Consider the following 26,039-nt stretch of genomic DNA (forward strand, 5'->3'; position numbering starts at 1 on the left):
TCGTCGTCACACCATGTAGGTGGAGTTGATGATGGCGCCCTTGCGAGCGTAGTAGATGAGGGCATCCTGCACGTCCAGGGGATGTGCAGGGATGACACCCTCGATCAAGTCTTCTTCGCGGCCGCCGTGCAGGGCCAGGCCGAACCGGCAGGCGAACACGGTGCCGCCCTCCTTGATGAATGTGGCCAGCGCGTCGTTGATGTTCTGCTCACCGGGAAAACCGGAGTCACCGGTCGTGGGAAAGCCGCGGGTGGCCAGGCAGTTGATGGCGCCGGGGCCGTAGAAGTAGATGGCGGACTCGAATCCTTTGCGCAGCGCGCGGGTCGCCTGCAGCACTGCGACGAAGCTCACCGACGATTCGTGGGCGATGCCGTGCACGAGGGTGAAGTAGCTCTCCCCTTCCTCGGCCTGGTAGTTCGGGAAGATCTTGGTGCCGCCGTAGATGTTGCTGCCCTTGGGCAGTGACGGATGGGGGATCTCGGCCAGCGAGGTGGCGATGTTGTCTGCGATTGATGCGTCAAAAGCCATGGGGCGCTCCGATGTTGATGTCGAGGTTGCCGACGGGTCACAGTGATCCGCCGGGGTACGTGGACCGAAGAACGATTCGGTTGAGAGCCATTAGACGGCTCAGCTGTTGCGCACTGGTTATGACGGGAATACGGGTGCATTTCCGTCGGTCCGTGTTCGACCCTTTTCCCGCAACAGGTAGGTAACACGGCCGATCCCACGGAATAGCGCCCACCCATCCGACGTTGCGCCACGAGGTCGACGCAAACAGGAGGATCACTGTGCGGATCGGAATCATCGGAGCAGGCCTGATCGGCGGAACACTGACTCGCCGTCTCAGAGCACTCGGTCACGACGTGTACGTCGCCAACTCACGATCACCGGAGACTCTCGCGGACCTCGCGACCGAGACGGGCGCCACCGCAGTCTGGGCGCGTGACGCCGCGAGCGATGCTGACTTGGTGATCATCAGCATCCCGCAGAAGAACGTTCCGGACCTCGCCGACGGCATCGTCGATGCGCGAAAGCCGGACGCCCCGGTGATCGAGACCAACAACTACTACCCGCAGCAGCGCGACGGTGAGATCGCCGCCATCGAAGACGGGCAGGTCGAAAGCGCCTGGGTCGCCGATCAGATCGGGGCGCCCGTCTTCAAGGTCTTCAACGGCATCTGGTGGAAGCATCTGCTCGAAAGCGGCAAGCCCAGCGGAGTGGCCGATCGGATCGCACTCCCGGTCGCAGGTGACGAGGGCCCCGGCCGCGACCTCGTGCACGGCATCGTCGACGATCTCGGCTTCGACCCCGTTGATGCCGGCCCGATCTCCCAATCGTGGCGGCAACAGCCCGGAACTCCGGTGTACGGCAAAGACTTCGATGTGGAGAAGACCGTGACGGCGCTGGCCGAAGCGTCTCCTGAGCGGACACCGGAGTGGAGCGCCCGCACCTAGATCGCGCCCGAAAGGCGCAGATTCTTCAGGGGTGGCACGCCAGGGAGATGAGCACCGGTGCCACGACGAGTCCGATCATCGTCACGCTCGACACGACGCGCTCGGCCAGAAGCGCCCGCGCCGCGGCAGGAGTGGCCAGACGCTGAGCCCGCTCGAGAACCGCAGTGTCAGCTGCTCCGAGCGCCCCACCTGATGCGCGTGGTGCACCCGCAAGGCTGATGAGACCGCCCAGAACGGACTCACTGCCGTGCCGCCGGACGGCTGCGTCGTCGGCGCGCATCTCCAACAGTGAGCCGACCCTCTCGCTAGCTGACCGAAACAACGGCAGCCGGGGAAGCGAGCCCGCCAGCGCGCGAAGCACCATCATCACCTGAGGATGGCGGCCTGCCAAATGTGCACGTTCATGCGCCAGCACCGCATCGAGTTCCCGCTCTGCCAGCGTGGCCACCGCTGCACTGGTGACGACGATGGCATCCGGGCGCCCGGCGACGCAGTACGCGGCCGCGCAGTCGTTGTGCACGACGACGACACCGGGCATTCCGGATGGAGTGCCGAGGATGTGCGCGGCATCAGCATGCTCACGACTCCCTGCCACCAACCTGCTGATGGCCAGAACGAGACGGCGTGCGACCACCACGGTGGCGGCGAGGACGGCTGCACTTCCCGCGAGGACGACGAGGTGGCCCGCCCAGCCGAGATCGTTGACCGCGAGAAGCGCGTCGAGGCAGTGACGCAACGGACCTGCCGCGTGGCGACCCAGACCCTCCGTGGTCATGCCGGCCACGCCGACCACCCACGACGCCAGCGCCACCACGATGGCGGTCAGCCACATGGAGATGAGCAGCCGAGGGCTGCCTGCCGTGCGGGAGACTCTGCGCAGCAGCGGCGGCGCCAACCACACCACGACTGCTCCGTAGAGAAGAACGCACAGCGCGGCGTTCATGATGTGCGGGAACGGCGCGCGACCTTGCGCAGCGCGGCGCGCAGCCGGGCGGCCTCGTCGTCGTCCATCTGCCGGAGGAAGAAATTCAGCACGAGATCGGCATCGCCGCCTGACTGAAACGCATCACGCATGAGGTTGGCCGACCGCTCTTCGCGCGTCATCGTGGGCCAGTAGCTGTACGCCTTTCCGACGCGCCGACGATCCAGCCAACCTTTGCGATGCAGATTGTCCATCGTGGACATCACCGTGGTGTAGGCGATATCTCGTTGGGTTGTCATCTCGTCGAAGATGTCGCGAACGGTGACCTCACCGTCGTATGCCCAGATGCAGTCCATGACCGCAGCTTCCAGGTCGCCGAATCCTCGCTGCTGCACCTGATCTTTCCTCGCGTTCTGGGTTGCGTTTCCGCTCATGGTAGCGGTGGGTGCCACACGGCAGCACCGTTCAGGACCGCAGAGCGTTCCCGGCGACCCACTGCGTCCACGGCACACTCCAGTCACCGTTCTGCCATTGCTCCAGCGGTGCACCGCCGGTGTTCCGGATCTCGACCACATCACCGGGTCTGGACAGCTCGTAGAACCATTTCGCGTTGTCGAGGCTCAGATTCAGACATCCCGCGGAGACATTGGTGGTGCCTTGCGCCCACACCGTGGCCTCCCGCTCGTGGAGGTAGATGCCGTCGGGACTGATGCGGACGGCGTACGGGACGCTGATCTTGTACCCCGACGGCGGGTCGACCGGCAGTCCGTAGGTGGACGAGTCCATCAAGACCGGATTCTGCTTGTCCATCACGGTGTACACGCCGGGCTGCGTCCAGAACGCGATGGTCTTGCCACCGACCGCTTCCGTGCCTCCGCGGCCCATCGACGTGGGCATCACGCGCCGCAGCGTCCCGTCTTCGTACACGCTCACCTGCTTGGTCGCGTCGTCGGCGATCGTGATCCTGGAGGGGCCGATGGAGAATTCGACCGTGCGGTCCGCCGCGCCGAAAGTCCCACCGCCTACATCGATTCCGTATAGGGACGCGTCGACGGACACACGAGTGCCGGCAGGGTAATACTTCTGAGGTCGCCAATGAGCCTTGCGATCGGTGATCCAGTTCCACGCCCCCTCCACCTTCGGCGAAGTCCGCACCGTCAGACTCCGTTCGGCGGCGGCTCGATCCACGATCGGTCGGTCGAACGCGGCAACGATGACGGTTCCGACGCCGTATGTTCCCCCTTCGGCCAGCTGCGCGCCAGAGGTGGTCCTCAACGCCACGGCCACCTGTTGGCGCGGCGTAAGGGTGGAGAACTGCGATTCCGCGGTCGCGATGCGTCCGTCGGTGCCGCGGCCGGTGGCGACGATCGAGTACGTCCGGCCGTATCCGAGCTTTTCCGTTGGCTCCCACTCGCGGCCTCCACCGATGATCCGCCCCGCGATCAGCCGACCAGTTTCGTTGCGCATGCGCACATCGGTCAATGCGCCCGACCTCGCGGTCACTTGTGCCGCTCCGACGACTCCGACGTTCAGTACACCAGCTGGCGGCGAGATGGCGATGGAGATGGGCATCGAGATGGGCATCGACGGCTGGCGTTCACTGGTCTCCGGCGACTGCCCGGACCCGGTGACACCACGCGTCGCGGAACTCTGGGACACCGTGACGAGCACGCCCACAGCGAGGGCAATACTCGTGGCCACGATCCCGCCTTTGTATCGCACGTGCATCCCACGCATTCCGTCGTGTCGGCCAACCCTGTTGATCTACGTACCCACATAGTAGATGCTCATGCCGGCAGCCTGCCGGACGAGAACTCGGCAGAGTCAGCTGGCGAGCGCCTTGTCCAGTGCGTCGGTCAGATCCTGATAGCTCCTCGGCTGCAGACGAGCGCCATCGAGGAAGAACGATGGCGTGCCGGCAACGCCGAGTGCTGTGCCGTCGGCGACGTCGAGCTGAACACGAGCGGCTGTCGCTGGGTCGCTGTAGGCAGCGTCGTAGGCGGTCATGTCGAGACCCATATCGGCCGCGAATCCCCTGAACACCTCGTCGGCAGGGACGCGCTTCTCGCCCCAACTCTGTTGTGTCTCATACATCTTCTTGTACATGTCCTCGAACTTGCCCTGCTGCGCAGCTGCTTCCACTGCTCGTGCGGCTCGCTCCGAGTTGAAGTGCCCCGGCAACGGGAAGTACCGGATGACGAAGTTGACACGATCTCCGTAGTCACTGCGTAACTGTTCGATCACCGGGAACAGCGCTCTGCACCCTTCACACTCGAAATCGAGGAATTCGACGAACGTCACGTCACTGTCGGGAACGGTGTTGAGCCGACGGCTGCTCTCGCGAACCACTTCCCCCGGTGGAGCAGAATCGCGCGGCAGCGGGTCGGCTGCAGCCTGGCTCTGTGCCTCGACCCGACCTGGCGCCGGTGAACTCCGCACGTTCAGCACGACTATCCCGACGACGACGATCAGGACGACGACGATGCCGGTGAGCCACCACCGCGCTTTCTGCTGCATCGACGTCGTCGCCCCTCGCTCGATCTACTATTTCACTTAGTAGGTTACAGGACGCGGCGACGTGGCCTCGACGACCGAGTCGGCTAGATTGCGCCCAGAAGGATTTGGCTCAGACCGGTTGTAGTCTGCACTCCGTCGTCGTAGCCGCCTTCGCCCGCGAGGTTGTTCATGATCGCCAGGGTGTAGCGCTGTTGCGGTCCGGCGAAACCGACGGAGTTGACGACCCATCCACCCGCTTCCGAGGACCATCCGTTCTTGCTGCCGGGCGTCATGCCCGCACCGGCTCCCCACACTCCCCAGCGTTGGTCATCGACGACTCGTTGCATCTCGGCGACGACCGCGGCGGTGTTCGTCGGATCGAGTCGTGTGAGAACGAAATTCATGATCGCGTCGAAGTCGTCCGCCGCCGCTTTCTGAAAGCCCCAGTAGGGATAGACGTCACCGAAGCCGGCCTGCGGCTGCACGCTTGACATCCCGTATCGGACGAAGTCGGCGTTGAACACGCCGGACGGGCCTCCGTAGCGAGACCACAGCGCGTCGGCGGCCGAATTGTCGGAGCGGCGCAGCATGTCGGTCATCTGTTGCCTGTCCGTCGCAGTCAGGCGGATCCCACCTGACTCCTCCCGGGCGAGCAGATCGGCCACCATCGCCAGCTTGATCGACGAGGCAGTCCAGATGGGTGTTCCGGCAGCGCCATTGCGATACCGGGCACCGGTGGCTCGATCGCGCAGCACGAACCCGGTCGTTCCAGGACGCCCGGCCAGGTACCTCTCTGCCATCTCCAGACGACCCCCGAGTTCGCACTGCTGGTCGGCCGAGGCACACGAACTCGCGCCCGCCGGCTGAGCGTTCACCGAAGTTGACAGCATGACCGATAGGACGACCACGGTCGGAGCCAGAACCAGCCGCATCATCGCGCGCCCAGCACGGAGACCAGATCGCGCCGTCCGACCGAGTGCCATCACGTCTCCTCATGTTCGGCTACGAAGGCATGTGTAGCACGAGCGAGACAACCGAACGCCGAAGCTGTACTGACGCTCCGATCAGGCCGGTACGTTGCCGTGCCGGCACTGCGCCGGCACCGGTGGGCCCGCCTGCAGGAGCTCCGGCAGCGACCGCAACCGATCGCCGTCGCGCAGTGCGACCACGGGCGGCAACGACAGCCGGACCTCGACGACCAGCGATCCCGTCCCGGTGGCTTTGCGGCAGCCGATCCCCACACGCTCGCCCGCACCAGCACCGAGGTCGTCGTCGACGCGTTCGCGAAGTGCGTTGAGGGTCAACCGAGCTCCCGCCACATCGCGGAATATCGGATCGAACGCTGAGCGAGCTTCCTGGGTCAGTGTGGCGGCGTCGCCGAAGTAGTCGTCGGGAGAGACACCCGAGCACGTGCCGTGGGTGTACCACTCGTGTCGGGTCAGCGATGCAGAGTTCACCGTCGTTGCCGCCAGAACCTGGTTTACCTCGCGATCGAGATCGACGCGCGGCAGCGCCGTCTCCTCGACGTCGGGTGCCAGGCCGCAATATCGTCGGTCCGGCGGCTGGGGCCACAAACCGTGGAGCAACATCGTCTCACCCGCACGCTGGGCGTCACCCGAGGTGCATCCCGGATTGGCGGGTTCGGCGACGCAGAAGCTGGGCGCCCACGTCAGCACGAGCCAACTCGAAGAGTCGTCGGTCACCATCGCCGACGGGTCGGGCTTTGCGTCGAGGACGACGACGCTGTACGTGACAGCGGCGACGACGATCGCCACCAGCGCAGCCGAAATCGACATTACGGCGACGTCGCCTCGCGCCATGGTGCACCCTTCTACAGGGCAAGCCTCCCACAGCAGCGTGCCGACAGGAGGACTTCCGGGTGAACGACATCGACCGGTGGTTCGAGCGGGCGGGACGCGAGGACCACCGCACAGTGTCGCTGTATGCCTGCTTGCTGACTGGAAAAATGTTGAGCTACTTCTGGTATCGCTTGCGATACGCCCTTCTGGTCGACGGCATCACGTTCGTCATCCACGTCGCCGAGTTCCTGATCATTCTCACCAGCCTGGGGGGACTCGCCGCGTTCACGGTGATGATCCTTCGGGTGGGCAGCCTCATCGTCAGCGGGGCGTGGTGGGGTCTGCTCGAGATCATGCGCGAACGGCTCCGCGCGTTCTCGGTGTCCGGTGACCGCGAGGCCGTCGCCACCGAGATCGGCTCATGGTTGAGGTTGTCCTACCTCACCTCGGGCGCTGTGACCGTCGCCGGTGCGACCGCACTGCTGGCGTTGGCTCCATCTGGTGACGACCCCCTCGGACGCCTCTATGCCTTTCTGGTCCTGATCGAGCTGGCCGCACGAATTCCGTTGCGGGTGCTGCACTCCGGAATGTTCGCCACGCAGCGGATCTTCCGCCCGCCGTGGACACTGTTCGCGCCGGCCCTCGCGCAGATCAGCGTTCTCGGCATAGGCGCACTGTTCTATCCGACCGCCGCGGTGATCATCGCGATCGTCGTATCCAATGCGATGTCGATCTGGATCACCGTTCACTACACGCTGCGTCTGTACCGACTCAACGGACTGACTCCACGGTGGCGCCAACGGCATCAACGCCTTCCGGTCGTGCCACTGCGGCACGCGGTCGAGGCGACGCTCGCAGGTCTCGGGCTGCGCCTGGACGCCGTCGCCGTGTTGGCGATCGCCGGAATCTACGGCACCAGTACTCGTTCCTATGACCTGACGGCCGGGTTCGAGGCGTGGCGTGACATCGACGCGTTCCAGTTCTTCTACCTCGTGTTGCCGCTGCTGCGAGGCGCCTACGAGACCACCGCCGTGTTCTACTTCGATTTCGTTCGGCTGCGCCGTATCCCGGCTCTTCGCGAGTATCGCGTGTGGTTCTTCCATCGTCTGCTCTGGGTCACTCCGATGGTCACGATGTACTTCTGGGCCCTCGCTGTCGCCCTAGGCGTCTTCGTCCTGCCCGATGTGCCGCTCACCTTTCTCCTCGCGCTGCTTCCCCTGTTCCTCGCCCGCAGCTTCATCGGCACGTACCAGATGCGACTGTTCGCCGAGGGGCGCTTCCGCGCGCTCAACGTGACGATCCTGTTCTCCGGTGTGCTGTTCGCACTGGTGTGGGTCGACATCAACCCCGCATCCGATCTCGTCGAACTCTCTGCGGCGATGCTCGTCCTGCTCCTGGTTCACATCAACGTCCAACACCTGCAGGACCGCTCTCCCCCGCGACCGAGCCAGTTACCCCTCGGGGACTGGATTCGCGCTCTCGCCGAGGAGCCCGGACCGGTGTGCGCCGGCACGATCACTGTTCCGGAGTGGATTCCGGCGCGACAGCGCCGCGCTGCGGTCGACATGTTGCGAAAGGCACTGCACAGCAGGGGCGCTCTGGCCTTCACATCGGCGACGACGTTGATCTTCTACGAGCGTGGCCCACGGAGCGAGCCGCCGGTGCATGTGTCGCTGCAGGATGGCACAGGTGGTGCAGCCCACCGCGGACGGTGTTGGCGCCAGCCCGCTGCTGACGGTCGTGCAGCGCTCACCCGCATCGTCGACGACACATGGTTGGCCGGCCTGACAGGGGTGCCGCAGCCACCGACGAATCCGCGCACGTTGACGCCGGAGTTCCTGTCCAGATTCCCAGCCGGTATCGCAGCCGACGTGAGCACGCGCAGTGGGCGGCAGGCTCTGCGAAGCCTCGACCATGATCTGCTGGCGATGACTTTACCCGCAGCAGTCCGCAGCCTCGATGACGATGCGCTGGTGGTTTTGGTTGCGCGACGGTGGCTTTCGCCCATCTTCCACCACAACAGGGTACGAATGCTGTTCGTTCTTCCACCCGACCCCGACCCCGAGCAGTTCCGTGGATGGCTGCAGACGCTGCGGAAATGGCGCCTGGGCGAGTGGCCCGAAGGTGGTATCGATCGTGCCTCTTGAACCCGTCGACATCGAGCGGCGACTCATCGATCCGACGACCTACGACGAGACGATTCTGCGGATCTACACCAAGCGCTCCGAACGCGGGCTCGGACACGCGGAGTTCCACCCGCACATCACCTACTTCGCGGCCGCAGCCGACCGTCGCGCTCTGGCCCGTGCCATCGCCTCCAGCGTCGCCGCCGCCACCTACCGACCCCAACCCGTCGATCAGTGGGTCCTGGAGACGGGCGGGAAACGTCGCACCGCGCACACCGCGGCGTTCGTCGACCACGTCGTGGGCTCCGCGCTATTCAAACTGTTGTCGCACAATGCCCGCTGCCGCGGGCTACCCGGCGTGTACTCCTATCTCCCCGGCCTGACCAACCTCACCGCAATGCGCGCATTCGCGGCGTTCGTGCGTGAGCATCGCCGCCGCGCAGGGCCCCGCAGCGGCCCGCTGTACGTACTGCAGTCGGACTTCGAGAAATACGGAGACAACCTCCCAGTCGGCCCCGACGCAGCGGTGTGGAGGATGCTGCGCGAGGTCGCCTCCCTGGGCGCACCGTCCGGACAGATCAGTTGTGCCGCCTGGAACATCATCACCACGCTGGTCCGTCCCGTCGTCCGCGACGCGGACGGCGCCGAGTTCACTCGGCTCAACGGCGTGGCCATGGGAACGCCACTGGTTCCCGCACTGGGCAATCTCGCCGTCGTCCCGATGGACGATGCGATCACAGACATCGACGGCGTGTTCTATGCCCGATACAACGACGATTTTCTGGTAGCGCACCCCGACCTGAGCGCTGTTCACGAGGCAGATCGACGTATCGATGTCCTCGTCGGAGAGCTCGGCGTCAGGAGAAAGATCTCGAAAGACCTGCGGACGGCACTCAGTGGCCACGGCCGGCCGTGCCAGGTCGATCCGGCGTACCGAGGTCGCGACCGGATCAACTGCCTGGGGATGTCGGTGCTCTTCGACGGCACGGTGGCGCTGGGACCTCATCGGCTTCGGCGCCTGGTAGCCCGCATTGCCGCCCGAATCGATGGTGCCGCAGTCACACTCGCAGACGAAGCTGTCGCGGAACGCATCCACCACCTCATCGCGGCCACCAACGTGATGCTCGATGTCACGAATCCGTTTGCCGTTGCCGGTGTATCAGCATTGCTCGACGCGACCACCGACAGAGGGACGCTCAAGGATCTGGACTATCGGATTGCGCGCAAGATCGTGCAATCCGGCACGGGGATCTCCGGTGTGCGGGGTTTCCGCACGTTTCCTCCCGCGGCGCTCTACGACATGGGGCTCGTATCGCTGGTGAAGTTGCGCAACGCTCGGTGAGCCGAGGTGTTACCGTGAGCCGGCGCGGATCCTGCACGTAGTGCGGTCACAGCGAGAGATCACAGAGGTTGCGGCTTTCGGTCTCTCTTTTTCGGCGTTTTCTCCCGCGCACCAACGTGTGATTGACTGCTGCGATGGCGACGTCCGACGCTCATTTCTACCGTCCCGCAGACGGCACCGGGCTCCCCCACGATCCGTTCAACGCCATCATCGGGCCGCGGCCGATCGGCTGGATCTCCACCGTGAGCGCAGACGGCACGCCTAACCTGGCTCCCTACAGCTTCTTCAACGGGTTCAACTATCACCCGCCGGTGATCGGCTTCGCCTCGATCGGCTGGAAGGACAGCGTCGCCAACATCGAGGCCACCGGCGAGTTCGTGTGGAACCTCGCGTGCCGCCCGATCGCTGCAGCAATGAACGAGACGGCGGCCAGCGCAGACCCCGACGTCGACGAGTTCACCCTCGGCGGGCTCACGCCCGTGGACTCCGCCGAAGTCAAGCCGTCGCGGGTCCTCGAAAGCCCCGTCAACTTCGAATGCGTTCTGACGCAGCTCATTCAGCTTCACGACAGAGACAGGTCGCCGATCGACACGTGGCTGGTGCTGGGTGAGGTCATCGCGGTCCACATCGACCGGCAGTACCTGGTCGACGGCGTCTACGACACAGCGGCCGCCCGCCCCATCCTTCGCGCCGGCGGGCCTGCGACCTACTTCGACGTGCTACCCGAAGCGCGGTTCGAAATGATCCGCCCCAGCTGAGGGATCCTCAGCCCTGACTGCGGTTCCATTCGATCCACCCCGTCCCGGTGCGGCCGTCATCGGTGGTGACCGTGGCCCAGGATCGCGGGAAACGACTGAGTCGGCCGTCGGGAGAGCTCAGCAACACCGGTGCGTGACCCACTGTCGTGATCGTCGCGGTCAGCCCGTCGTAGTCGACCACTGCCGAAACGGGTCGTTCGCCGTCCCAGACAGTCTCGCGCGCTTCGACTTTGGTGAGCTCCACCAGCGGCTCACCACGGCACTGCCGGTAGCCCACCGACAGCGCAGGGGCGCCGGGGATGCGGATGTCCACGCCGTGCAGATGTGTCCCGTCGTCGAGGTGAAGAGCACTCCACACCCAGTCCATCCCCCACCAGTCCCGCGACGCCCACGAATGATCGCGCTGCCCGGCGACGCCGGTGATGATGTACGAATGTCCGTCGGCCGTGACCGTGCCCGACACCCGGCACGGAATCTCGTAGCGTGGCGACACCCGGTACTGAAAGGGCGTCCCCTCGCTCGTCCACTCGAGCTCCACTGCGACATCGACGGGCCTGCCCGCCTCGCCGCGCAGCAGCGCGCCCGGATCGTCATGAGCCTGCCCCCGTCCGCGCAGCGTCACCGAAAAGCGGACAAGAGGTTCGGCGACCTCCATGCTGAACTCCGCACCATCGGCAGCCACCACGGTGTGGTCCTCGGGCAGAGGTGCCTCGAAGTCCAGCACTGCCACGGTGGGACGGCCCGGGCCGCAGAGCAGACCGTTGACCCAGGCGTGGCCCTGGTTGGGGATGAGGCCGAGCCGGAACCAGCCGCCCGCGTTCTGACTGGGGTCGACGAAGTCGAAGTACCAACTCTCACTCCAGAGCGGCTCGTTGGTCGGGGTGTGTCGCCCTTCGTCGGATGCGTTCGGCTGCAACGGTTCCGGCGTCGACGGCGGCGGCAGCAGCGAGAGTGCATCGGTGTCGAGCACGTGCTGGCAGTGCCGGGCGATCATCGCCATGAACATCTCGTCACCCCGGGCTGTCCTCTCCACCAGCATCGGCGACACGATGGCCATCAGAACCCCGAAGAACGCCTGCCGCCGTACGCCCTCGCGCACCTCGTCCACAGTGACGCCGGAAGCTCCGCCGAGTGCATCGTGATAGGCGGTGAGCAGCTCGTCGTACCGGGCGCGTCGCTCCTCGACAGGTAGAGCGCACCCGAGGAAATAGGCGACATCGGTGAACGCCGGACCCCACGTCACCGTCTGCCAATCGACGACGGTCAGCGGCCGGTCGGCCCCCGGCTGGCCGAACAGCATGTTGTCCAGCCGGAAATCGCCGTGGACCAGGCCGCGCCGGCCGTTGCCGCCCTCTGCGGCCATGTACGCGTCGAACGCGCTCACGAACTGCTCGCAGACCGCGCGATGTTCCGGAGCCACCTGGTCGGCGTAGCGGTCGATGAACCCGGCGTACAGCGCGCTGATCAATCCCTGGTTGACCGGCGACTCACGGTTGAGCCACGCTGCATCGGCGAGCGCCTCGTTGCCCAGCAGCGGAGCGTGCACCAGACCGAGTTGGCGCATCGCGAGGTCCGCTTGGTTCCGGGTCGCACCGCGGATCTCGTCACCGACGGTCGCCGGGGCGGCGTCGTCGAGCAGCAGATCGAACGCCCCCGTCGCGCTGTCGTATGCCGCGTGATGACAGGGCGCGACCGGACCGCCGAGGCCCGGTGCGATGTCGGTGTAGAAGCGGACCTCACGCTCGTAGAGCCCCATCGCCAGCCCGGTCTGACGGCTGCTCGGATCAGCGGCGGCCACCTTGAGGACCACCGATGCCGGACGCTCATCTCCTGAGGCGTACTGCACGTCCACCCGGTAGCACTCACTCATCTGACCGGTGCCGATGCGGGTGACCGAGAAGGTCGACACGTCGCGCTCGAGTGCGGAGCTGAGCCATTCGACGGTCAGGTCGGCGGGGCTTTCCAGGAGCGGTGGTGGCGTGGACACCCGGTCAACGTATAGCAGCAGGGTCGCCGCGACGGACACATCCGACAAACTAATTGACGCCCGTCAATTGCGGGCCGGGCGGCGTGACAGCCTGATCATGACCATGGGTTCCCCCGTGGGGCGCCCGGGCAGAAAACGGGTATAAAGCGCGTCGTGGAATCGGAGGGCTCATGTTGGTACTGATCACCGGCGGCACCGGCTTCGTCGGCGCGTGGACCGCGAAGGCAGCGCAGGACGCCGGGCACAAGGTTCGTTTCCTGGTGCGCAATGCGGGCAGGCTGGCCACCAGCGCGGAGAAGATCGGCGTCGACATCGCCGACCACGTGCTCGGCGACATCGCCGACGCCGAGAGCACGGAAGCCGCGCTCCAGGGATGCGACGCCGTGATCCACTGCGCGGCCATGGTGTCGACCGATCCGAGCCGAGCAGACGAGATGCTGCACACCAACCTCGAAGGCGCACGCAACGTCCTCGGCGGCGCCGTCGCGGCCGGGATCGATCCGATCGTGCACGTGTCGAGCTTCACCGCGTTGTTCCGCCCCGACCTCGACGTGCTGCACGCCGACCTCCCGGTGGTCGGCGGCAGCGACGGTTACGGCCGCTCCAAAGCAGCCGTAGAGGCGTACGCGCGCGGCCTGCAGGACGCCGGTGCACCCGTGAACATCACCTATCCCGGCATGGTGCTGGGTCCGCCCGCAGGCGATCAGTTCGGCGAGGCAGCCGAAGGTGTCGAGGCGTCGGCGAAGATGCACGCCGTGCCGGGTCGCGGCGCTGGCTGGATCGTCATCGACGTGCGCGACCTGGCCGACCTCCACGTCGCCCTCCTGGAGCCGGGCCGCGGACCGCGGCGCTACATGGCCGGTGGCCAGCGAGTGTCGGTCAACCAACTCGCGCAGATGATCGGCCGCGCGACAAACCGCACACTCGCCGTCGTCCCGGTGCCCGATGTGGCGCTGCGCAGCGCAGGCCGCGTCTTCGACGTCGTCGGGCCTTTCCTGCCGTTTGAGACGCCGATCAACTCTGCGGCCATGCAGTACTACACGCAGATGCCGGCCTGCGACGACGCACCGAGCACGCGCGACTTCGGGCTGCACTGGCGAGATCCGGCCGAGACGATCGCCGACACCGCCGAAGGGCTGCGTCAGGTCGGACGGCTCTGAGGGCGGTCCAGCACCCCGCTCAGCACCAGGTCCGCCAATTTCGCCGCCGCATCATCGAGGTCGGTCACCTTACGCACACACACCGCGTACCACGCGGCTCCGGCGATGACGTCCATGACGGTGTCGGCGTCGACGCCGGATCGGGCGGCCTCGGAACGCACCAGATGTTCTGCGAGGTTGCGGCGCGCCGCCGCTTCCAGCCGGTCGTTGAGCAGTCTGCGCATCGCCGGTTCCAGCCGCAGATCGTGGAGTAGACCTGGAACCGCCTCACGCACAACGGGATCGGCGTACATGACGAGTGCTCCCCGGCACAGGCGGGTGATCTCCGCCGCGAGGTCGTCCTCCTGGGGTGTTGCGCCGAGATCCGGAAACGCCGCCTCGTGGATGAGGTGTGCTTTCGTGCGCCAGCGGCGGTAGATGGCGGGCCGGCTCACCTTGGCGGTCGCCGCGATCAGGTCGATGGACGTCGCCGCGTACCCGCGCGTCACCAACAGCGCGCGGGCGGCCTCGAGAACGGACGTATCGATCGCCGGGTCGCGGCGCGACCCGTGGTGTCGCCGGGCGCTCGGCGGCGATCTGTCCACCGCAGATCCATCCACGAAACCCCATCCTCCGTCGGCCGATTGTCGATACAGTGTGTCACGACACAGGGGGTTCGATGACCGACATTGGCCAACTCGCGGGCATCGGCGAGGACGGACTCCACCTCTACACGTGCCCACTGTGTGAAGCGATGTGCGGCTTGCAGATTCGGGTCGAACAGGGGCGCGTGAGCGACGTCCGGCCTAACCGGGACGACGTGTGGAGCCGCGGGCACATCTGCCCCAAGGGCGCCTCCCTCGGTGCCATTCACGACGATCCCGACCGAATCCGGACGCCGATGATCAAGCTCGACGGGCAGTGGCACGAGGTGGATTGGCACACCGCGTTCGCCCGCTGCACCGAACTGCTCGCGCCAGTCATCGCCGAACACGGAATCGCCGCTGTCACCGCCTACACCGGCAATCCGCTGGCCCATTCGTTCTCGCTGGCGCGCTACGCCGGGGTGCTGCTCGGACTCTCGGGAATGCCTCTGACCTATTCGCCCGGCACGGTCGATCAATGGCCGAAAAACCTGTCTTCGCATCTGATGTACGGCGGCTGGTGGACGTTCCCCGTGCCCGACATCGAGCGCACCGACCTCTTGGTCGTCATGGGCGCCAATCCTGCTGCGTCGCAGGGTTCGCTGTTGGCAGCTCCCGATGTCATGGGGCTGATCGAGGCTGTCCGCCGTCGCGGCACGGTCGTCGTCGTGGACCCCGTCCGCACCCGAACCGCCGAACGCGCCGACGAGTGGCTCCCCATCACCCCGGGCACCGACGCCGCGCTGCTGCTCGCGGTGGTGCACACGTTGTTCGCCGAGGATCTGGTGACACTGGGTGGGCTGGAACCGCATGTGGACGGAGTCGAGACGCTGCGCGCGCTGGCCGCGGACTGGCAGCCCGAGCGCGTGTCCGCGGTGACCGGCATCGGCGCCGACCGCATCCGCGAGCTGGCTCGGCAGCTGAGCAGCACACCTCGCGCGGTGGTCTACGGCCGTATCGGAACCTGCAACCAGGAGTTCGGCAGCCTGGCGAGCTGGCTCGTCGACGTCGTCAACATCCTGACCGGACATTTCGACACCCCGGGCGGCGCCATGTTCCCCACCGCGGCGGCCTGGTCGGTGACGGTGCAACCCATCCCCGGACTCGAGGACGGCGCCGCCGACTTCGGCCGCTTTCGCACGCGGGTGCGCGGCGCCAAAGAAGTGCTGGGCCAGGTTCCGGTGTCGTGTCTGGCCGAGGAGATCGCGACGCCCGGCGACGGCCAGATCAAGGCGCTGATCACCGTCGCCGGCAATCCCGTGCTGTCCACCCCGGCGGGAGATCGCCTCGACGACGCACTCCCCCTGCTCGACGCGATGATCTCGATCGACCTGTGGCTCAACGAAACAACCCGCCACGCCGACGTGATCCTGCCCGGCCCATCACCATTGGAGCAGCCTCACCACGACGACCTCATCCTGCACTTCGCCGTCAACAGCGTCGCCAACTACTCGCCACCCGTGTTCACCAAACCGAATCCCTCGGCACCGGACGAATGGGAGATCCTGATCCGGCTGACCGGCCTGTGCACGGGCACACCGGCCGAGGACGTCGACGTCGGCGCGATCGACGACGGCTTCTTCGACTACCTGTGCTTCACCCAGGGACTCGACGGCGCGACGGTGCGGGCGCACTACGAGCACGCTGGGCCCGAACGCATCCTGGACCTCACCTTGCGTACGGGCCCCTTCGGGGACCGCTACGGCGAGAATCCCGGCGGGCTGACCCTGGCGACGCTCAGAGAGCACCCCAACGGGATCAATTTCGGTCCGATGGTGCCCCGCATCCCGGACATCCTCGGGACCGCTGACCGGAAGATCCGGGTGGCACCGCCGTACCTGACGGACGATCTGCCGCGGCTCGCTCGGCGGCTCGACCGCGCGCCGGACGGCCTCGTCCTGGTCAGCAGGCGCCACCTGCGCTCCAACAATTCCTGGCTGCACAACGTGGCACCGCTGATGAAGGGCCGCGATCGCTGCACACTCCTGATCCACCGCGACGACGCGCACCGGCGCGGCATCACCACCGGCGACATCGTCACCGTCACGTCCTCCGGAGGCAGCATCGACGTGCCGGCCGAACTCACCGACGAGATCAAACCGGGGGTGGTCTCGATGCCGCACGGCTGGGGCCACGGCAAAGCAGGTACCCGCCTGGACGTGGCCAACAGCTCCCCCGGCGTCAACACCAATGTCCTGTCGCCCGTGGACTTCCTGGACGAGCCATCGGGCAACGGCGCCCTCAACGGCATCCCGGTCGAAGTCAGCCGGACACGCTGACCACCCGCAGCCTTAGCGCCCGCGCGGTCGCCGGCCCGACGATTCCGTCCACCACCAAACCCGTTGTGCGGCGCTGGAATTCCAGGACAGCAGCTTCGGTTCGCGGTCCGAACACACCGTCGACCACGAGGTCTCCCGCGTAGCTGGTGTAGGCCGCTTTCAGGCGTCGCTGCAGTTCGGCGACCTGGGGGCCACGAGATCCACGCTGCAGCAGGATGTCGGCGTACTCGTCGCCGGGCGGCCGCGGGGCGGTCTGGTCCTCGGCGATGTCGCGCCGCAGAATGGTCATGTCGATCGCGCCGGGGTCCCATTTGCCCTGGGCGCGACCCGCGTACTCCTTGTGTCCGATGACCCGGTCGGCGGAGTGGCCCAGCCGACGGCAGATCGCGGCACAGCTGCGCAGCAGAGCGACGTACTGGGCGTAGGGCCAGTGCGTGCGATGCGGGGCCGTCGGGCTCGTTCCACTGTTCGCGCACTCGATGCCGATCATGTGCCGATTCGCGCCGTTGACGGGCAGCCACGGGAACGAGCCCTTGCCGGCGTGCCAGGAGACCCCCGCCGCCACCACTGTCACGGTGCCTGTGCGCGCAATGTGCAGCGCGGACAGCGGACCGGACAGGTCGGGCCTACCCCGTGCGATGGATTCGGCTGTCGCGGTATCCGACCCCGTGTGGTGCACCATCACCCCGCGGATGTCGGCGAAATCACCGTGACCACGGCCGCGCCAGCCCGGGAACTCCGCCACGTCGAGGCCCTCGGCGCGCAACACGTCGGCGAGCCACAGCGGGTCACCGTTCCACACCGCGGGCATTGCCGGCACCTCCTTGTCGAATGCGGCCCCAATGGAACCAGACGGGCCACGTTTGCCCGCGCAGGGCGCGGGTAGTTCGACTCGATGACGACAGAACCCGAGGACATCGAGAGCACGCCGGTCGTCTCGCGTGACACGTCAGCGTCGCGCCACGACGTCTGGGCCGTGATCGCCGACGGCTGGACCTATTCGCAATGGGTGGTGGGCAACAGCCGGATGCGCGCCGTCGACGCGACGTGGCCGGCGCCTGGCAGCACCATCCACCACTCCATCGGCGTCTGGCCGCTGGTGCTCAACGACAGCACAGTCGTCGAATCGTGCGATCCCGAAACCGAACTCGTCCTGATCGCCAACGGCAGACCGTTCGGTAAAGCGCGAGTCACCCTTCGCCTCACCGACCTGGACGGCGGCGGCTGCCGCATCGACATGGCCGAGGTGCCGGTGTCACCGCCGCTGAACTTGCTGCCCAAACAGGTGGCGCTGACCGCCGCTTTCCCCCGCAACCGAGAGACCACATGGCGGCTGGCCGCGATGGCCGAGCGCCGCACCCGGGATGACAGCTGAGGCTCGTCGAGTGCTTCCGCCGGTGAGAAGCCATGGCTGCGGACCCGCCGATTTCGCGACCGGGAACGCTATTCCGCGCCGGTGACGGGCCGTGGTGATGGCAGCACCCGGGCGTTGGCTACCGTACTCGGTATGCATCCCTTCCGCCAGGCCGTCGAGGCGCGCGACGCAGCCGCCATCGAGGCGTTGCTCGCCGACGACGTCGTCTTCACCAGCCCGGTGGCGTTCAAGCCCTACACCGGGAAGCCGATCACCGCGGCTATCCTGCGCGCGGTCATGCGCGTGTTCGCCGACTTCCGCTACATCAGGGAGATCGGCGACGCCACCAGTCCCGATCATGCGCTCCTCTTCGAGGCAACGGTCGACGGCAGGAAGATCACCGGGTGCGACTTCCTCCACGTCGACGAGAACGGGCTCATCGACGACCTGATGGTGATGGTGCGGCCGCTCTCGGGGGCGACCGCCCTGGCCGAGGCCATGGGCGCTCAGTTCGAGCGCATCCAGCGCGAGGCCTTCGAAGCGGCTCGCACGGACTGATGCTGCCTTCCGACAACCACGTGCACACGCGGTGGTCCTGGGACACCGCCGACACCTCGACGATGGAGGCCACCTGCCGACGCGCGGTCGAACTCGGGATCCCGGCGGTGGCCTTCACCGAGCACGTGGATTTCACAGAGTGGGGTGACGACGACGCTTCCGCTCACGGGATGACACTCGCTGATCGACCCCGCGTCGCACCGCTCGAGATCGAGGGCTACCTCGCCGATGTCGAGCGCTGCCGTGAGATGTTCCCCGATCTGCGAATCCTGTCGGGAATCGAAGCCGGTGAGCCTCACTGGTTTTCCGGCAGTGTCGCGGCTGTCCTCGCCGCCGGTGGGTTCGACCGGGTGCTGGGAAGCCTGCACGGGATCCCGGTGGCAGGCCGCCTCGAAGGGATCAGCAGGCGGTTGTTCGCCGACCACGATCCCCACGAACTGGTGCGCCTTTACTTCGCCGACATGGTCACGCTGATCGAGCGGTCGGACGTGTTCACCGTCCTCGCCCACTGCGACTATCCACGCCGCTACTGGCCCGCCGACCGCGCCGGCGCCTACCGCGAGACCGACTTCGAGGAGCACTACCGGACGGTGTTCGCCGCGCTGGCCGGAACGGGGCGGGCGCTGGAGATCAACACCAAATCTCCCTTGGCGTCAGTCGATCTCGTGCGGTGGTGGTGGCAAGAAGGCGGCGACGCCGTGTCGTTCGGCAGTGACGCCCACCAGCCCGCTCACGTCGGCAACCGGTTCGAGTTGGCGGTCGACATCGTCGAGGCCGCCGGCTTCCGCCCGGGCCGTGACCCGTTCGATTTCTGGCGGCGCTGAGGCCGAGGCACGCCCAGCGTTCACAGGCGCGACTGCACCTCGATCGCGGTGTCGGTGCGCCTCAGCGGACGGATCAGTCCTTCCTGAGAGAACGACGCGAGAAGTTCACCCTCATCGGTGTGTACCGTTCCGCGGACATAGGACATCCCTGAACCGGCTTGTGTGCTCTCGTGGGTGTACAGCAGCCAACCCCGCCAGGACACCGGCTCGTGGAAGCTGACGGTGACAGTCATCGGTGCGGTGGACACTGTGTGGTGCGCTTGCGCCGTTCCGATTCCCGCATGGGCCCGCATTGTGGTGGAAATGCCCAAATGACCGGTGAAGTATGCCAACAACGCCTTCGCCAATGCGTCACTCGGGGGAACGCTGTCGTAGTGCACCCACGCGTGGAGTTCCGGCGGCCCGACCTCGTCGGGGCTGTTGACATCGACCACGTCCACCATACGGATTTGCCGCCCGACCATCGGCATGTCCGCCTCGTGGGCTTCAGCGGGCTTGCCGACCTCGGCGCGCGGCACATGGTGCCTTATGACGTCAGCCGACGGAACATCGGCCAGCACCGTCATCGTGATCGCCCGCCGTCCCTCCTGCACCGCCGACACGACGGCAGTAGCAGTGGATCTCCCCTCGGCGACCACGTCGATCACCAGTTCCACCGGTGCGCCAACCATGATCGCCCGACTGAACACCGCGTGTGCAGAACGAATCGACTTGTCCGCGAACCGCTTTCCCACGGCTACGATCGCCTGCGACAGCACCTGGGTGCCCTCGACCACCTGACGGTCGTCTACGCCGGCCAAGCCCGTCTCGCCGACGAACCGGTCCGTCCCGTCGGCGTTCACATCGAACAAGCCCAGCAAGTCTGCCAGCGACCAGAGTCCCGCTTTCGAATCTGTTGTCATGTCAACATCCGCCTCCGTCTATCCTTCGGGAGTAACTGGGTTTGCCCATCTTGAGCACGCTCTGAGCGATCATGTTCCTGAACACCTCGAGAGTGCCCCCGTAGATGCCCATCGGGACGGCTAATCGGAACATGTGTTCCACTGCGCCGTCGTCGATGGAGCCTTCGGTGTCCGCGGGAAGGCTCGACTCCGCCCCGACGACATCCATGAGTTCTGGCGCAACGTCACGCATCATCTGGGCCAGCGCGACGCGCCCGAACATCCCGGGTGCGCTCAGCGCCGCCTCCATTCGAGCGACGATGCGGCCGAAGCGGAATCGAACGGAATCGTCCTCTATCCGGCGACGCCCGTCGGGTCGAACGTCTCCTATCGCTGCCGCGACACCGTCGACTGCCTGGGCCATGAGTGTCCCGTGATGTGACATCGTCGAAATAGACTGCAACCCGGAGCCATTGCGCTCTTGAACGCCATGTTCGACCGCGAGCGCTTCCCGCATCACGCTCCAGCCGTCATTCACCGAACCGATGCGGTACCTGTCGTCAACGCGGACATCGTCGTAGAAGACGAGGTTGGTCCGGTCGCCGTCCACAGTCCGAATTCCACGGATCTCTACACCTGCGGTGTCGAGGGGAACGAGGAACATGGTCAGGCTGCGATGTTTCGGCGCAGCCGGATCGGTGTTGGTGAGCAGGAAGACATACCGGCTGTGGTGGGCGTTCGAGGTGTACATCTTGGAGCCGCTGACCACCCAGACATCGGCGTCTCGCACGGCCCTGGTTCTGCACGTGGCGACGTCAGACCCGCCGTCGGGTTCGGTGAATCCCAGACATATCCGGATCTGGCCTGACAGCACGCCCGGCAGGATCTCGTCGACCAGTTCTGGCGACCCGAGCTTCTCGACGATACGGGCGACCATGGCGGTGGTGCCCCAGTGAAACCATGGCGTTCGCGCCCGTCCCACTTCGAGCTCCCAGATCCGGCGTCGGACCGGGCTGAATCCACCATGGGATTCTGGGAGGAAGTCTCCGGCCAAGAAGCCTTGTTCGCCGAGTGCGAGATGGACAGCCTCGTCGAAGTTGTCGCCGGTCTCCCGAGCGCGTCGGATCACCTCGTCGGTGACGCATGTTCGCAACGAGGTTCGGACGCGATCCACGAAATGCTGGTCGTCGCCTGACAGCGGTAGTCGGGAGAAGTCCACCGCTACGCCGTCGTGTCGAAGCGTCTCTCGCGCGCCACGACGATGTCGGCGATCCGCTTGGCGGCGACGCTGACGTCACCGCCGGCGAGTGGCCACCCCTTGGCGCGGACCAGATACGCCGACGCCGCCGCCTCGACCGTGACGCCGAGACCGCCCTGCACGTGGACGGCCATCGTCGCAGCTTTGGCCGCCTCTTCGGTCATGAACACGAATACCGACGCCGCGAGCTCAGAGCGCTCGCCGGGTTCATGGTCGAGGAACCACGCCGCTCGTCGAGCCAGATTGCGGCCACTCTGGACGACGACTGTGATATTGGCCATCGGGTGCGAGATGGCTTGCAGCGTCGAGATCGGAACGCCGAGGGTCTGCCGGTTCTTAGCGAATTCGACTGCGCCGTCGAGTGTCTTCTCCACAAGTCCCACCAACGCTGAGGCCGTCAACAGTCGCCACTCGTCCACCGCTTGCTCGTACTTCTCGAGGGCGGCGCGTCCGGAAGCCACCACCGTTCTGCTGTCTGCAGTAGCCGGATCAATCCACGCCATGGGCAGACGGCCGATATTGTCGACGACCGCGCGATCGGAGCCGAATGTCAGGAGAACGATGTCGTCTCCCTCGACGAGGACCACCTGGCGGGCGATGGCGCCGGCGGCGATGAGTCGCCTATCCCCGGAAACCCTCGTACGCGGGTCCATGGCCGCGACGCACCTGCCGCGAAGCAGGTCACCAGCCAGGACCTGGTCGACGTCGAAGGCTCCCAATTCGGCGAGCAGACGTGTCGTGACCACATGATCGATCCACGGCACCGGTGCGATCGCGCGTCCGACCTCCTCGGCCACCAGGGTCAGATCGAGCAGCGTGCCCGCGTCACCACCGTGGGACTCAGGCAAGGCCATCGTCGTCGCGCCCATGGCGCACAGACGATCCCACAGCCCGGCGTCGAACCCGGAGGCCTCGGCGGCGCGAACGACGTCGATCGAGCAGCGAGATTCGAAGAACCCCCGGTATGCGATCTGTAGGTCGACGTGGTCTTCGGTGAGGCTGTAGTCAAGCCTGCGTAACTCGTAACGGTCCATGTCAGATTCCGCCGTTCGGACCTCGCGCCCGAATGATCGACGATTCAGTCTCCCGCTAGGTCGTGGTCAAGTTCTTCTGGGCGTAGAGTTGCGCCCACTCGCTGCGCGACCTGATGGACACGTCGACGTCGGATGCCTTGGCGCGCAACGCCCCCACAGAAGCCTGGTCTTTCGGCGTCCTCGCGAACGGGTCCCAGCCGAAGAACCTGCACGAGTTCTGCCAGGTGATCTTGTCGATGTCCTCGTCGTCGGCTCCCGCTCCGTTCAACTCCGCCAGTACCTGCTCAGGCGCGTCCGGCCAGAAGCAGTCCGAGTGCGGATAGTCGCACTCCCAGGCGATGATGTCGATGCCGATCTCGTGGCGCAGTTTCAGCGACGTCTTGTCGGTCACGTAACAAGCCAGGGAGTGCGCGCGGAACACTTCGCTCGGGAGCTTGTCGCCGAAGTCGCGGCGCAGCCACTTCTGGTTGGTGTAATGCCGGTCGCTGCGGTCGAGATAGAAAGGTATCCAACCGATCCCACCTTCGGAGAAGGCGAACTTCAAGTCCGGGTAGTCGCGCATCGCCGGACCCCACAGCAGATCCTGCGCACACATCGCCGACACCTGCGTGGCCAGGATGATGAGGTTGTCGATAGGGGCGTTGGGCGCCATGCTGATCGCCCCGAAACCCGTACCGATGTGCAGACACATGACCACGCCCAGCTCAGACAGGGTCCGGAACACCGGACCCCAGTACTCACCATCGTGGTAGCTCGGCAGCCCCTCCAAATGCGGCAATTCCGGCATCGTCACAGCCCGGCAACCCTTGGCTGCCACGCGGCGGATCTCCGCGCACATCGCCTCCGGGTTCCAGGTGGGCATCACCGCAATGGGGATGAATCGATCTGGGTAGCTGCCCGCCCACTCGTCGATGTGCCAATCGTTATACGCCGACACCATGATCAGCGTGACATCTTCGCGGAACTGGTTGAGATGGCGGGCGGAGAACCCCGTGAAGGTGGGGAAGCACATCGAGGCGAGGATGCCGTTGCGGTTCATGTCGCGGACGCGCTCGTGCACGTTGTAAACACCCGGTCGCATCTCGGCGAAGCCGGCGGGATCACGGCCCCACTCCTCGGGCGGCCATGACACCACAGCGTTGAGCCCACTGACACCCTGCGGCTTGCCCTGATACATCCATTGGTCCACGCCCTTGTCGTCGGTGACGACGATCGGCGCATCGGATTTGTACTTCGCGGGCACATGGTTGAGGAACATGTCGGGCGGCTCGACCGCATGGTCGTCGATGCTCACCAGAATCAGATCGTCGACGTTCAAGCTGGTACCTCCGATACACCCGCCGCCTCGAGGGGCGGACCTAGTCTCACGATGACAGATCCATCGCGTGTTGTAAAGACGCGACGGATTGAAACAGACTGTGGCAGAACAGATTTCACTAAACAGAGCCGGATACTCGCAGCGGGTGGCCGCGACTGTATTTCCATCGCCTGTCTACTCATTGATCCTCAGACGGGGTCGAAGGACGAGATCAGCCACTTGCCGCCTACATCGGTGAGGCCCACCTTCACCGAACTGGCCGTGAACGAGCCTTCGGGGTTCTCCTTGCTGACAGTCGTCTGGTTCAGGAACAGCAGAACCACAGCGGAACCCGGTTTCAGTTCCGAAACCGCCGATTGCGCCACTGCTGCAGTGGTTTTCACCGCCTTCTGCTGGACGGCAGGAGTGACGACGTCGTGGGTGAACTGACTGTAATAGGAGAGGAAGTCACCAGTGAGATGCGCTTTGGCCGCTGCGAAGTCCTTGTCCATCGACTCGGGCGCATACGACAACATCGCCACGGATCCGTCGCTCGCCGCCTTGATGACGTCACCCGCGACCGAGGCATTCGTCTCCCGATCTGGCCGGAACGTCGTGACATACAGCCACGCCGCGAAGCCTGCCGAGCCGAGCAACGCAGCTACGAGCACGATGGGAACGGCGAGGCGCCTGCTCCGGGAGCGCCCGGATGTCGCGTCCGAGTCCGCGCCCGCATCAACGCCTGACACCGCGTCGGCGGCGGAGTCGCCTTGCGCACCTTCGGTCGAAGCGTCCGCCGTCGACTCGACACCGATCACGCCGGCGGTTCCATCATCGTCTGGCTTCACGGTACGAACTCCACTTTCGCCAGCTTGAGTTGACCGCCGTCGCGCGCCATGTCCACTCGAAGTCGCCAGGATCGCGGCTGCTGCTCTTTGCTTGCGGCATTGGAGACCTTCGTGGTGACCGCGACGAGCACAGTAGCGGTGTCCGCGGTCATGGCCTGCACGCCCGTCGCGGTGACTGTCGCCTCGGTGATGACCTTCGAGGCCTGCGCAACCGAGGCGAACTGCTCGGACTGGCCTTCGAAGTCCTTCTTGAAGTCGCCAGTCGTGTTGTCGAGGATGCGTTTGACGTCGTCTTGAGCATTGTTGAAATTCAACGACATCAGCGTGACAACGCCTTGGCGGGCGGCAGCCGCGAACTCCGCCGTACGCTGCTGCTCCGTCACGACCTTGTGGTGCTGCCACAGCATGTATCCAGAGGCCCCTACGAAGCCCAGCGTGCAAATGACCACCACCGTGGCGGCCACTATCCTGAGCGAGATCGAGGGCGCGCGCAGACGTGAGCGACGCCTTTTCGACACGCTCCCGTCGGAAGATTCAGATGTCTCCGAGGCCGTCGAGGTGACCGGCGGAACGGGCGCGCCTGCGGCCATCTCGTCATCGTCCGCGGCATCGGTGGTTCGTGATTCTTCGATCAGCGGCCCGGCATCGACGATGTCGGGCGACGCAGGTGACGCAACTTCTTCCGCCTCCGCCGGTGTGGCGGCCGCACTCGCCTGCCTGCGCATCTTCACCGCCCGGGCACGCGCTCGCGCCGCCGCCGCGGTGGCCTCAGCTGCCAGCGCCTCGGCTTCGGCCTCCTGCGCGAGCGCCGCCAAGTGTTCGGCACCGAGGTTCGCGCCGTCACTGTCGCGCGTCATGATCGCGTGCCCGGCGCCCCTGCCGTTGAGCGTGGATGAGGGTCGCTCCAGATTGGACATCTGCCCTCCCCTCTCAGATCGGCCGGTCGTCGCGGCACGAGAATCACGTTTCCAAAATTGCCTATTGCCCTTAGCGTACCCGAGAATCTCACGTTCGGAATGCCCTTTTTTACAGCGAAAAT

At 65.8% G+C, this 26,039-nt stretch carries 25 protein-coding genes; 9 read left to right on the top strand and 16 right to left on the bottom strand.

Annotated elements, in window-relative coordinates; all coding sequences use genetic code 11:
* Positions 1-6: 6 nt before the first annotated feature.
* On the bottom strand, positions 7-528 hold the full coding sequence (locus tag ACZY1G_RS19195; RefSeq protein ID WP_463823323.1) for an MSMEG_0572/Sll0783 family nitrogen starvation response protein: 522 nt from the start codon (positions 526-528) through the stop codon (positions 7-9).
* Between the two features lie 260 nt (positions 529-788).
* Between ACZY1G_RS19195 and ACZY1G_RS19200 the strand changes: the two genes are divergently transcribed.
* Positions 789-1,454, top strand: a complete 666-nt coding sequence (locus ACZY1G_RS19200; RefSeq protein ID WP_463823324.1) for an NADPH-dependent F420 reductase — start codon at positions 789-791, stop codon at positions 1,452-1,454.
* 25 nt (positions 1,455-1,479) lie between these two features.
* On the opposite strand, the gene ACZY1G_RS19205 is transcribed toward ACZY1G_RS19200, so the two are convergent.
* The 6 genes from ACZY1G_RS19205 to ACZY1G_RS19230 form a co-directional block, all read right to left on the bottom strand.
* Positions 1,480-2,397: a M56 family metallopeptidase gene (locus ACZY1G_RS19205; RefSeq protein ID WP_463823325.1), complete on the bottom strand. Its 918-nt coding sequence runs from the start codon at positions 2,395-2,397 to the stop codon at positions 1,480-1,482.
* The gene (locus ACZY1G_RS19210; RefSeq protein ID WP_463823326.1) at positions 2,394-2,810 is read right to left on the bottom strand and encodes a BlaI/MecI/CopY family transcriptional regulator; all 417 of its coding nucleotides are present in this window, start codon (positions 2,808-2,810) and stop codon (positions 2,394-2,396) included. Before ACZY1G_RS19210 ends, ACZY1G_RS19205 begins: the two co-directional genes overlap by 4 nt.
* Positions 2,811-2,841: 31 nt before the next feature.
* On the bottom strand, positions 2,842-4,113 hold the full coding sequence (locus ACZY1G_RS19215) for a L,D-transpeptidase (RefSeq protein ID WP_463823327.1): 1,272 nt from the start codon (positions 4,111-4,113) through the stop codon (positions 2,842-2,844).
* Positions 4,114-4,200: 87 nt separating this feature from the next.
* On the bottom strand, positions 4,201-4,893 hold the full coding sequence (locus ACZY1G_RS19220; protein ID WP_463823328.1) for a DsbA family protein: 693 nt from the start codon (positions 4,891-4,893) through the stop codon (positions 4,201-4,203).
* An 83-nt stretch (positions 4,894-4,976) separates the two neighbouring features.
* Complete coding sequence (locus ACZY1G_RS19225; protein ID WP_463823329.1) at positions 4,977-5,762, bottom strand: serine hydrolase; 786 nt, start codon at positions 5,760-5,762, stop codon at positions 4,977-4,979.
* 174 nt (positions 5,763-5,936) lie between these two features.
* Positions 5,937-6,692, bottom strand: a complete 756-nt coding sequence (locus tag ACZY1G_RS19230) for a ribonuclease T2 family protein (protein WP_463823330.1) — start codon at positions 6,690-6,692, stop codon at positions 5,937-5,939.
* Between the two features lie 59 nt (positions 6,693-6,751).
* On the opposite strand from ACZY1G_RS19230, the gene ACZY1G_RS19235 reads away from it, so the two are divergent.
* The 3 genes from ACZY1G_RS19235 (at position 6,752) to ACZY1G_RS19245 (ending at position 10,897) form a co-directional block, all read left to right on the top strand.
* Positions 6,752-8,818: a hypothetical protein gene (locus ACZY1G_RS19235; RefSeq protein WP_463823331.1), complete on the top strand. Its 2,067-nt coding sequence runs from the start codon at positions 6,752-6,754 to the stop codon at positions 8,816-8,818.
* The gene (locus ACZY1G_RS19240; RefSeq protein WP_463823332.1) at positions 8,808-10,139 is read left to right on the top strand and encodes a hypothetical protein; all 1,332 of its coding nucleotides are present in this window, start codon (positions 8,808-8,810) and stop codon (positions 10,137-10,139) included. Before ACZY1G_RS19235 ends, ACZY1G_RS19240 begins: the two co-directional genes overlap by 11 nt.
* Positions 10,140-10,273: 134 nt before the next feature.
* The gene (locus tag ACZY1G_RS19245; RefSeq protein WP_463823333.1) at positions 10,274-10,897 is read left to right on the top strand and encodes a flavin reductase family protein; all 624 of its coding nucleotides are present in this window, start codon (positions 10,274-10,276) and stop codon (positions 10,895-10,897) included.
* A 7-nt stretch (positions 10,898-10,904) separates the two neighbouring features.
* On the opposite strand, the gene ACZY1G_RS19250 is transcribed toward ACZY1G_RS19245, so the two are convergent.
* Positions 10,905-12,884 carry a DUF7064 domain-containing protein gene (locus tag ACZY1G_RS19250; RefSeq protein WP_463823334.1) on the bottom strand — a complete coding sequence of 660 codons (1,980 nt, stop codon included), beginning with the start codon at positions 12,882-12,884 and terminating at the stop codon, positions 10,905-10,907.
* Between the two features lie 170 nt (positions 12,885-13,054).
* On the opposite strand from ACZY1G_RS19250, the gene ACZY1G_RS19255 reads away from it, so the two are divergent.
* Positions 13,055-14,044: an SDR family NAD(P)-dependent oxidoreductase gene (locus ACZY1G_RS19255; protein ID WP_463823335.1), complete on the top strand. Its 990-nt coding sequence runs from the start codon at positions 13,055-13,057 to the stop codon at positions 14,042-14,044.
* Here ACZY1G_RS19255 and ACZY1G_RS19260 read toward each other — a convergent pair.
* On the bottom strand, positions 14,026-14,628 hold the full coding sequence (locus ACZY1G_RS19260; RefSeq protein ID WP_463823336.1) for a TetR/AcrR family transcriptional regulator: 603 nt from the start codon (positions 14,626-14,628) through the stop codon (positions 14,026-14,028). The genes ACZY1G_RS19255 and ACZY1G_RS19260 overlap by 19 nt on opposite strands.
* Before the next feature lie 74 nt (positions 14,629-14,702).
* Here ACZY1G_RS19260 and ACZY1G_RS19265 point away from each other — a divergent pair, with 74 nt between their 5' ends.
* The gene (locus ACZY1G_RS19265) at positions 14,703-16,946 is read left to right on the top strand and encodes a molybdopterin-dependent oxidoreductase (RefSeq protein ID WP_463823337.1); all 2,244 of its coding nucleotides are present in this window, start codon (positions 14,703-14,705) and stop codon (positions 16,944-16,946) included.
* Here the strand turns inward: ACZY1G_RS19265 and ACZY1G_RS19270 are convergent.
* Positions 16,930-17,757 (bottom strand): peptidoglycan recognition protein family protein, encoded by an 828-nt coding sequence (locus ACZY1G_RS19270; RefSeq protein ID WP_463823338.1) that lies wholly within the window; start codon positions 17,755-17,757, stop codon positions 16,930-16,932. The genes ACZY1G_RS19265 and ACZY1G_RS19270 overlap by 17 nt on opposite strands.
* An 84-nt stretch (positions 17,758-17,841) precedes the next feature.
* Here ACZY1G_RS19270 and ACZY1G_RS19275 point away from each other — a divergent pair, with 84 nt between their 5' ends.
* The 3 genes from ACZY1G_RS19275 to ACZY1G_RS19285 all read left to right on the top strand — a co-directional run bounded on the left by ACZY1G_RS19275 (position 17,842) and on the right by ACZY1G_RS19285 (position 19,682).
* On the top strand, positions 17,842-18,321 hold the full coding sequence (locus ACZY1G_RS19275; protein ID WP_463816356.1) for an SRPBCC family protein: 480 nt from the start codon (positions 17,842-17,844) through the stop codon (positions 18,319-18,321).
* A 132-nt stretch (positions 18,322-18,453) separates the two neighbouring features.
* On the top strand, positions 18,454-18,858 hold the full coding sequence (locus tag ACZY1G_RS19280; protein WP_463816357.1) for a nuclear transport factor 2 family protein: 405 nt from the start codon (positions 18,454-18,456) through the stop codon (positions 18,856-18,858).
* On the top strand, positions 18,858-19,682 hold the full coding sequence (locus tag ACZY1G_RS19285; RefSeq protein WP_463816358.1) for a PHP domain-containing protein: 825 nt from the start codon (positions 18,858-18,860) through the stop codon (positions 19,680-19,682). The genes ACZY1G_RS19280 and ACZY1G_RS19285 overlap by 1 nt, the downstream gene beginning before the upstream one ends.
* A gap of 20 nt (positions 19,683-19,702) precedes the next feature.
* On the opposite strand, the gene ACZY1G_RS19290 is transcribed toward ACZY1G_RS19285, so the two are convergent.
* From ACZY1G_RS19290 to ACZY1G_RS19315, 6 genes are all read right to left on the bottom strand, one after another.
* Complete coding sequence (locus ACZY1G_RS19290; protein WP_463816359.1) at positions 19,703-20,584, bottom strand: acyl-CoA thioesterase; 882 nt, start codon at positions 20,582-20,584, stop codon at positions 19,703-19,705.
* A 1-nt stretch (position 20,585) separates the two neighbouring features.
* Positions 20,586-21,782, bottom strand: a complete 1,197-nt coding sequence (locus tag ACZY1G_RS19295) for an acyl-CoA dehydrogenase family protein (protein WP_463816360.1) — start codon at positions 21,780-21,782, stop codon at positions 20,586-20,588.
* A 2-nt stretch (positions 21,783-21,784) separates the two neighbouring features.
* Positions 21,785-22,855 (bottom strand): acyl-CoA dehydrogenase family protein, encoded by a 1,071-nt coding sequence (locus ACZY1G_RS19300; RefSeq protein WP_463823339.1) that lies wholly within the window; start codon positions 22,853-22,855, stop codon positions 21,785-21,787.
* A 55-nt stretch (positions 22,856-22,910) separates the two neighbouring features.
* Positions 22,911-24,173, bottom strand: coding sequence for an amidohydrolase family protein (locus ACZY1G_RS19305; protein WP_463823340.1), 1,263 nt, complete (start codon positions 24,171-24,173; stop codon positions 22,911-22,913).
* 188 nt (positions 24,174-24,361) lie between these two features.
* The gene (locus tag ACZY1G_RS19310) at positions 24,362-25,000 is read right to left on the bottom strand and encodes a twin-arginine translocation pathway signal (RefSeq protein WP_463816363.1); all 639 of its coding nucleotides are present in this window, start codon (positions 24,998-25,000) and stop codon (positions 24,362-24,364) included.
* Positions 24,997-25,815, bottom strand: coding sequence for a hypothetical protein (locus ACZY1G_RS19315; protein ID WP_463823341.1), 819 nt, complete (start codon positions 25,813-25,815; stop codon positions 24,997-24,999). Before ACZY1G_RS19315 ends, ACZY1G_RS19310 begins: the two co-directional genes overlap by 4 nt.
* Positions 25,816-26,039 lie beyond the last annotated feature (224 nt).

The organism is Mycobacterium sp. IDUB_5 (assembly GCF_055419565.1).

Excerpts from the sequence above, each read along its gene's own strand:
- ACZY1G_RS19195 (WP_463823323.1), bottom strand. The coding sequence starts at position 528 with ATGGCTTTTGACGCATCAATCGCAGACAACATCGCCACCTCGCTGGCC.
- ACZY1G_RS19205 (WP_463823325.1), bottom strand. The coding sequence starts at position 2,397 with ATGAACGCCGCGCTGTGCGTTCTTCTCTACGGAGCAGTCGTGGTGTGG.
- ACZY1G_RS19210 (WP_463823326.1), bottom strand. The coding sequence starts at position 2,810 with ATGAGCGGAAACGCAACCCAGAACGCGAGGAAAGATCAGGTGCAGCAG.
- ACZY1G_RS19215 (WP_463823327.1), bottom strand. The coding sequence starts at position 4,113 with ATGCGTGGGATGCACGTGCGATACAAAGGCGGGATCGTGGCCACGAGT.
- ACZY1G_RS19220 (WP_463823328.1), bottom strand. The coding sequence starts at position 4,893 with ATGCAGCAGAAAGCGCGGTGGTGGCTCACCGGCATCGTCGTCGTCCTG.
- ACZY1G_RS19225 (WP_463823329.1), bottom strand. The coding sequence starts at position 5,762 with ATGCTGTCAACTTCGGTGAACGCTCAGCCGGCGGGCGCGAGTTCGTGT.
- ACZY1G_RS19230 (WP_463823330.1), bottom strand. The coding sequence starts at position 6,692 with ATGGCGCGAGGCGACGTCGCCGTAATGTCGATTTCGGCTGCGCTGGTG.
- ACZY1G_RS19245 (WP_463823333.1), top strand. The coding sequence starts at position 10,274 with ATGGCGACGTCCGACGCTCATTTCTACCGTCCCGCAGACGGCACCGGG.
- ACZY1G_RS19255 (WP_463823335.1), top strand. The coding sequence starts at position 13,055 with ATGTTGGTACTGATCACCGGCGGCACCGGCTTCGTCGGCGCGTGGACC.
- ACZY1G_RS19265 (WP_463823337.1), top strand. The coding sequence starts at position 14,703 with ATGACCGACATTGGCCAACTCGCGGGCATCGGCGAGGACGGACTCCAC.
- ACZY1G_RS19270 (WP_463823338.1), bottom strand. The coding sequence starts at position 17,757 with ATGCCCGCGGTGTGGAACGGTGACCCGCTGTGGCTCGCCGACGTGTTG.
- ACZY1G_RS19275 (WP_463816356.1), top strand. The coding sequence starts at position 17,842 with ATGACGACAGAACCCGAGGACATCGAGAGCACGCCGGTCGTCTCGCGT.
- ACZY1G_RS19280 (WP_463816357.1), top strand. The coding sequence starts at position 18,454 with ATGCATCCCTTCCGCCAGGCCGTCGAGGCGCGCGACGCAGCCGCCATC.
- ACZY1G_RS19285 (WP_463816358.1), top strand. The coding sequence starts at position 18,858 with ATGCTGCCTTCCGACAACCACGTGCACACGCGGTGGTCCTGGGACACC.
- ACZY1G_RS19290 (WP_463816359.1), bottom strand. The coding sequence starts at position 20,584 with ATGACAACAGATTCGAAAGCGGGACTCTGGTCGCTGGCAGACTTGCTG.
- ACZY1G_RS19300 (WP_463823339.1), bottom strand. The coding sequence starts at position 22,855 with ATGGACCGTTACGAGTTACGCAGGCTTGACTACAGCCTCACCGAAGAC.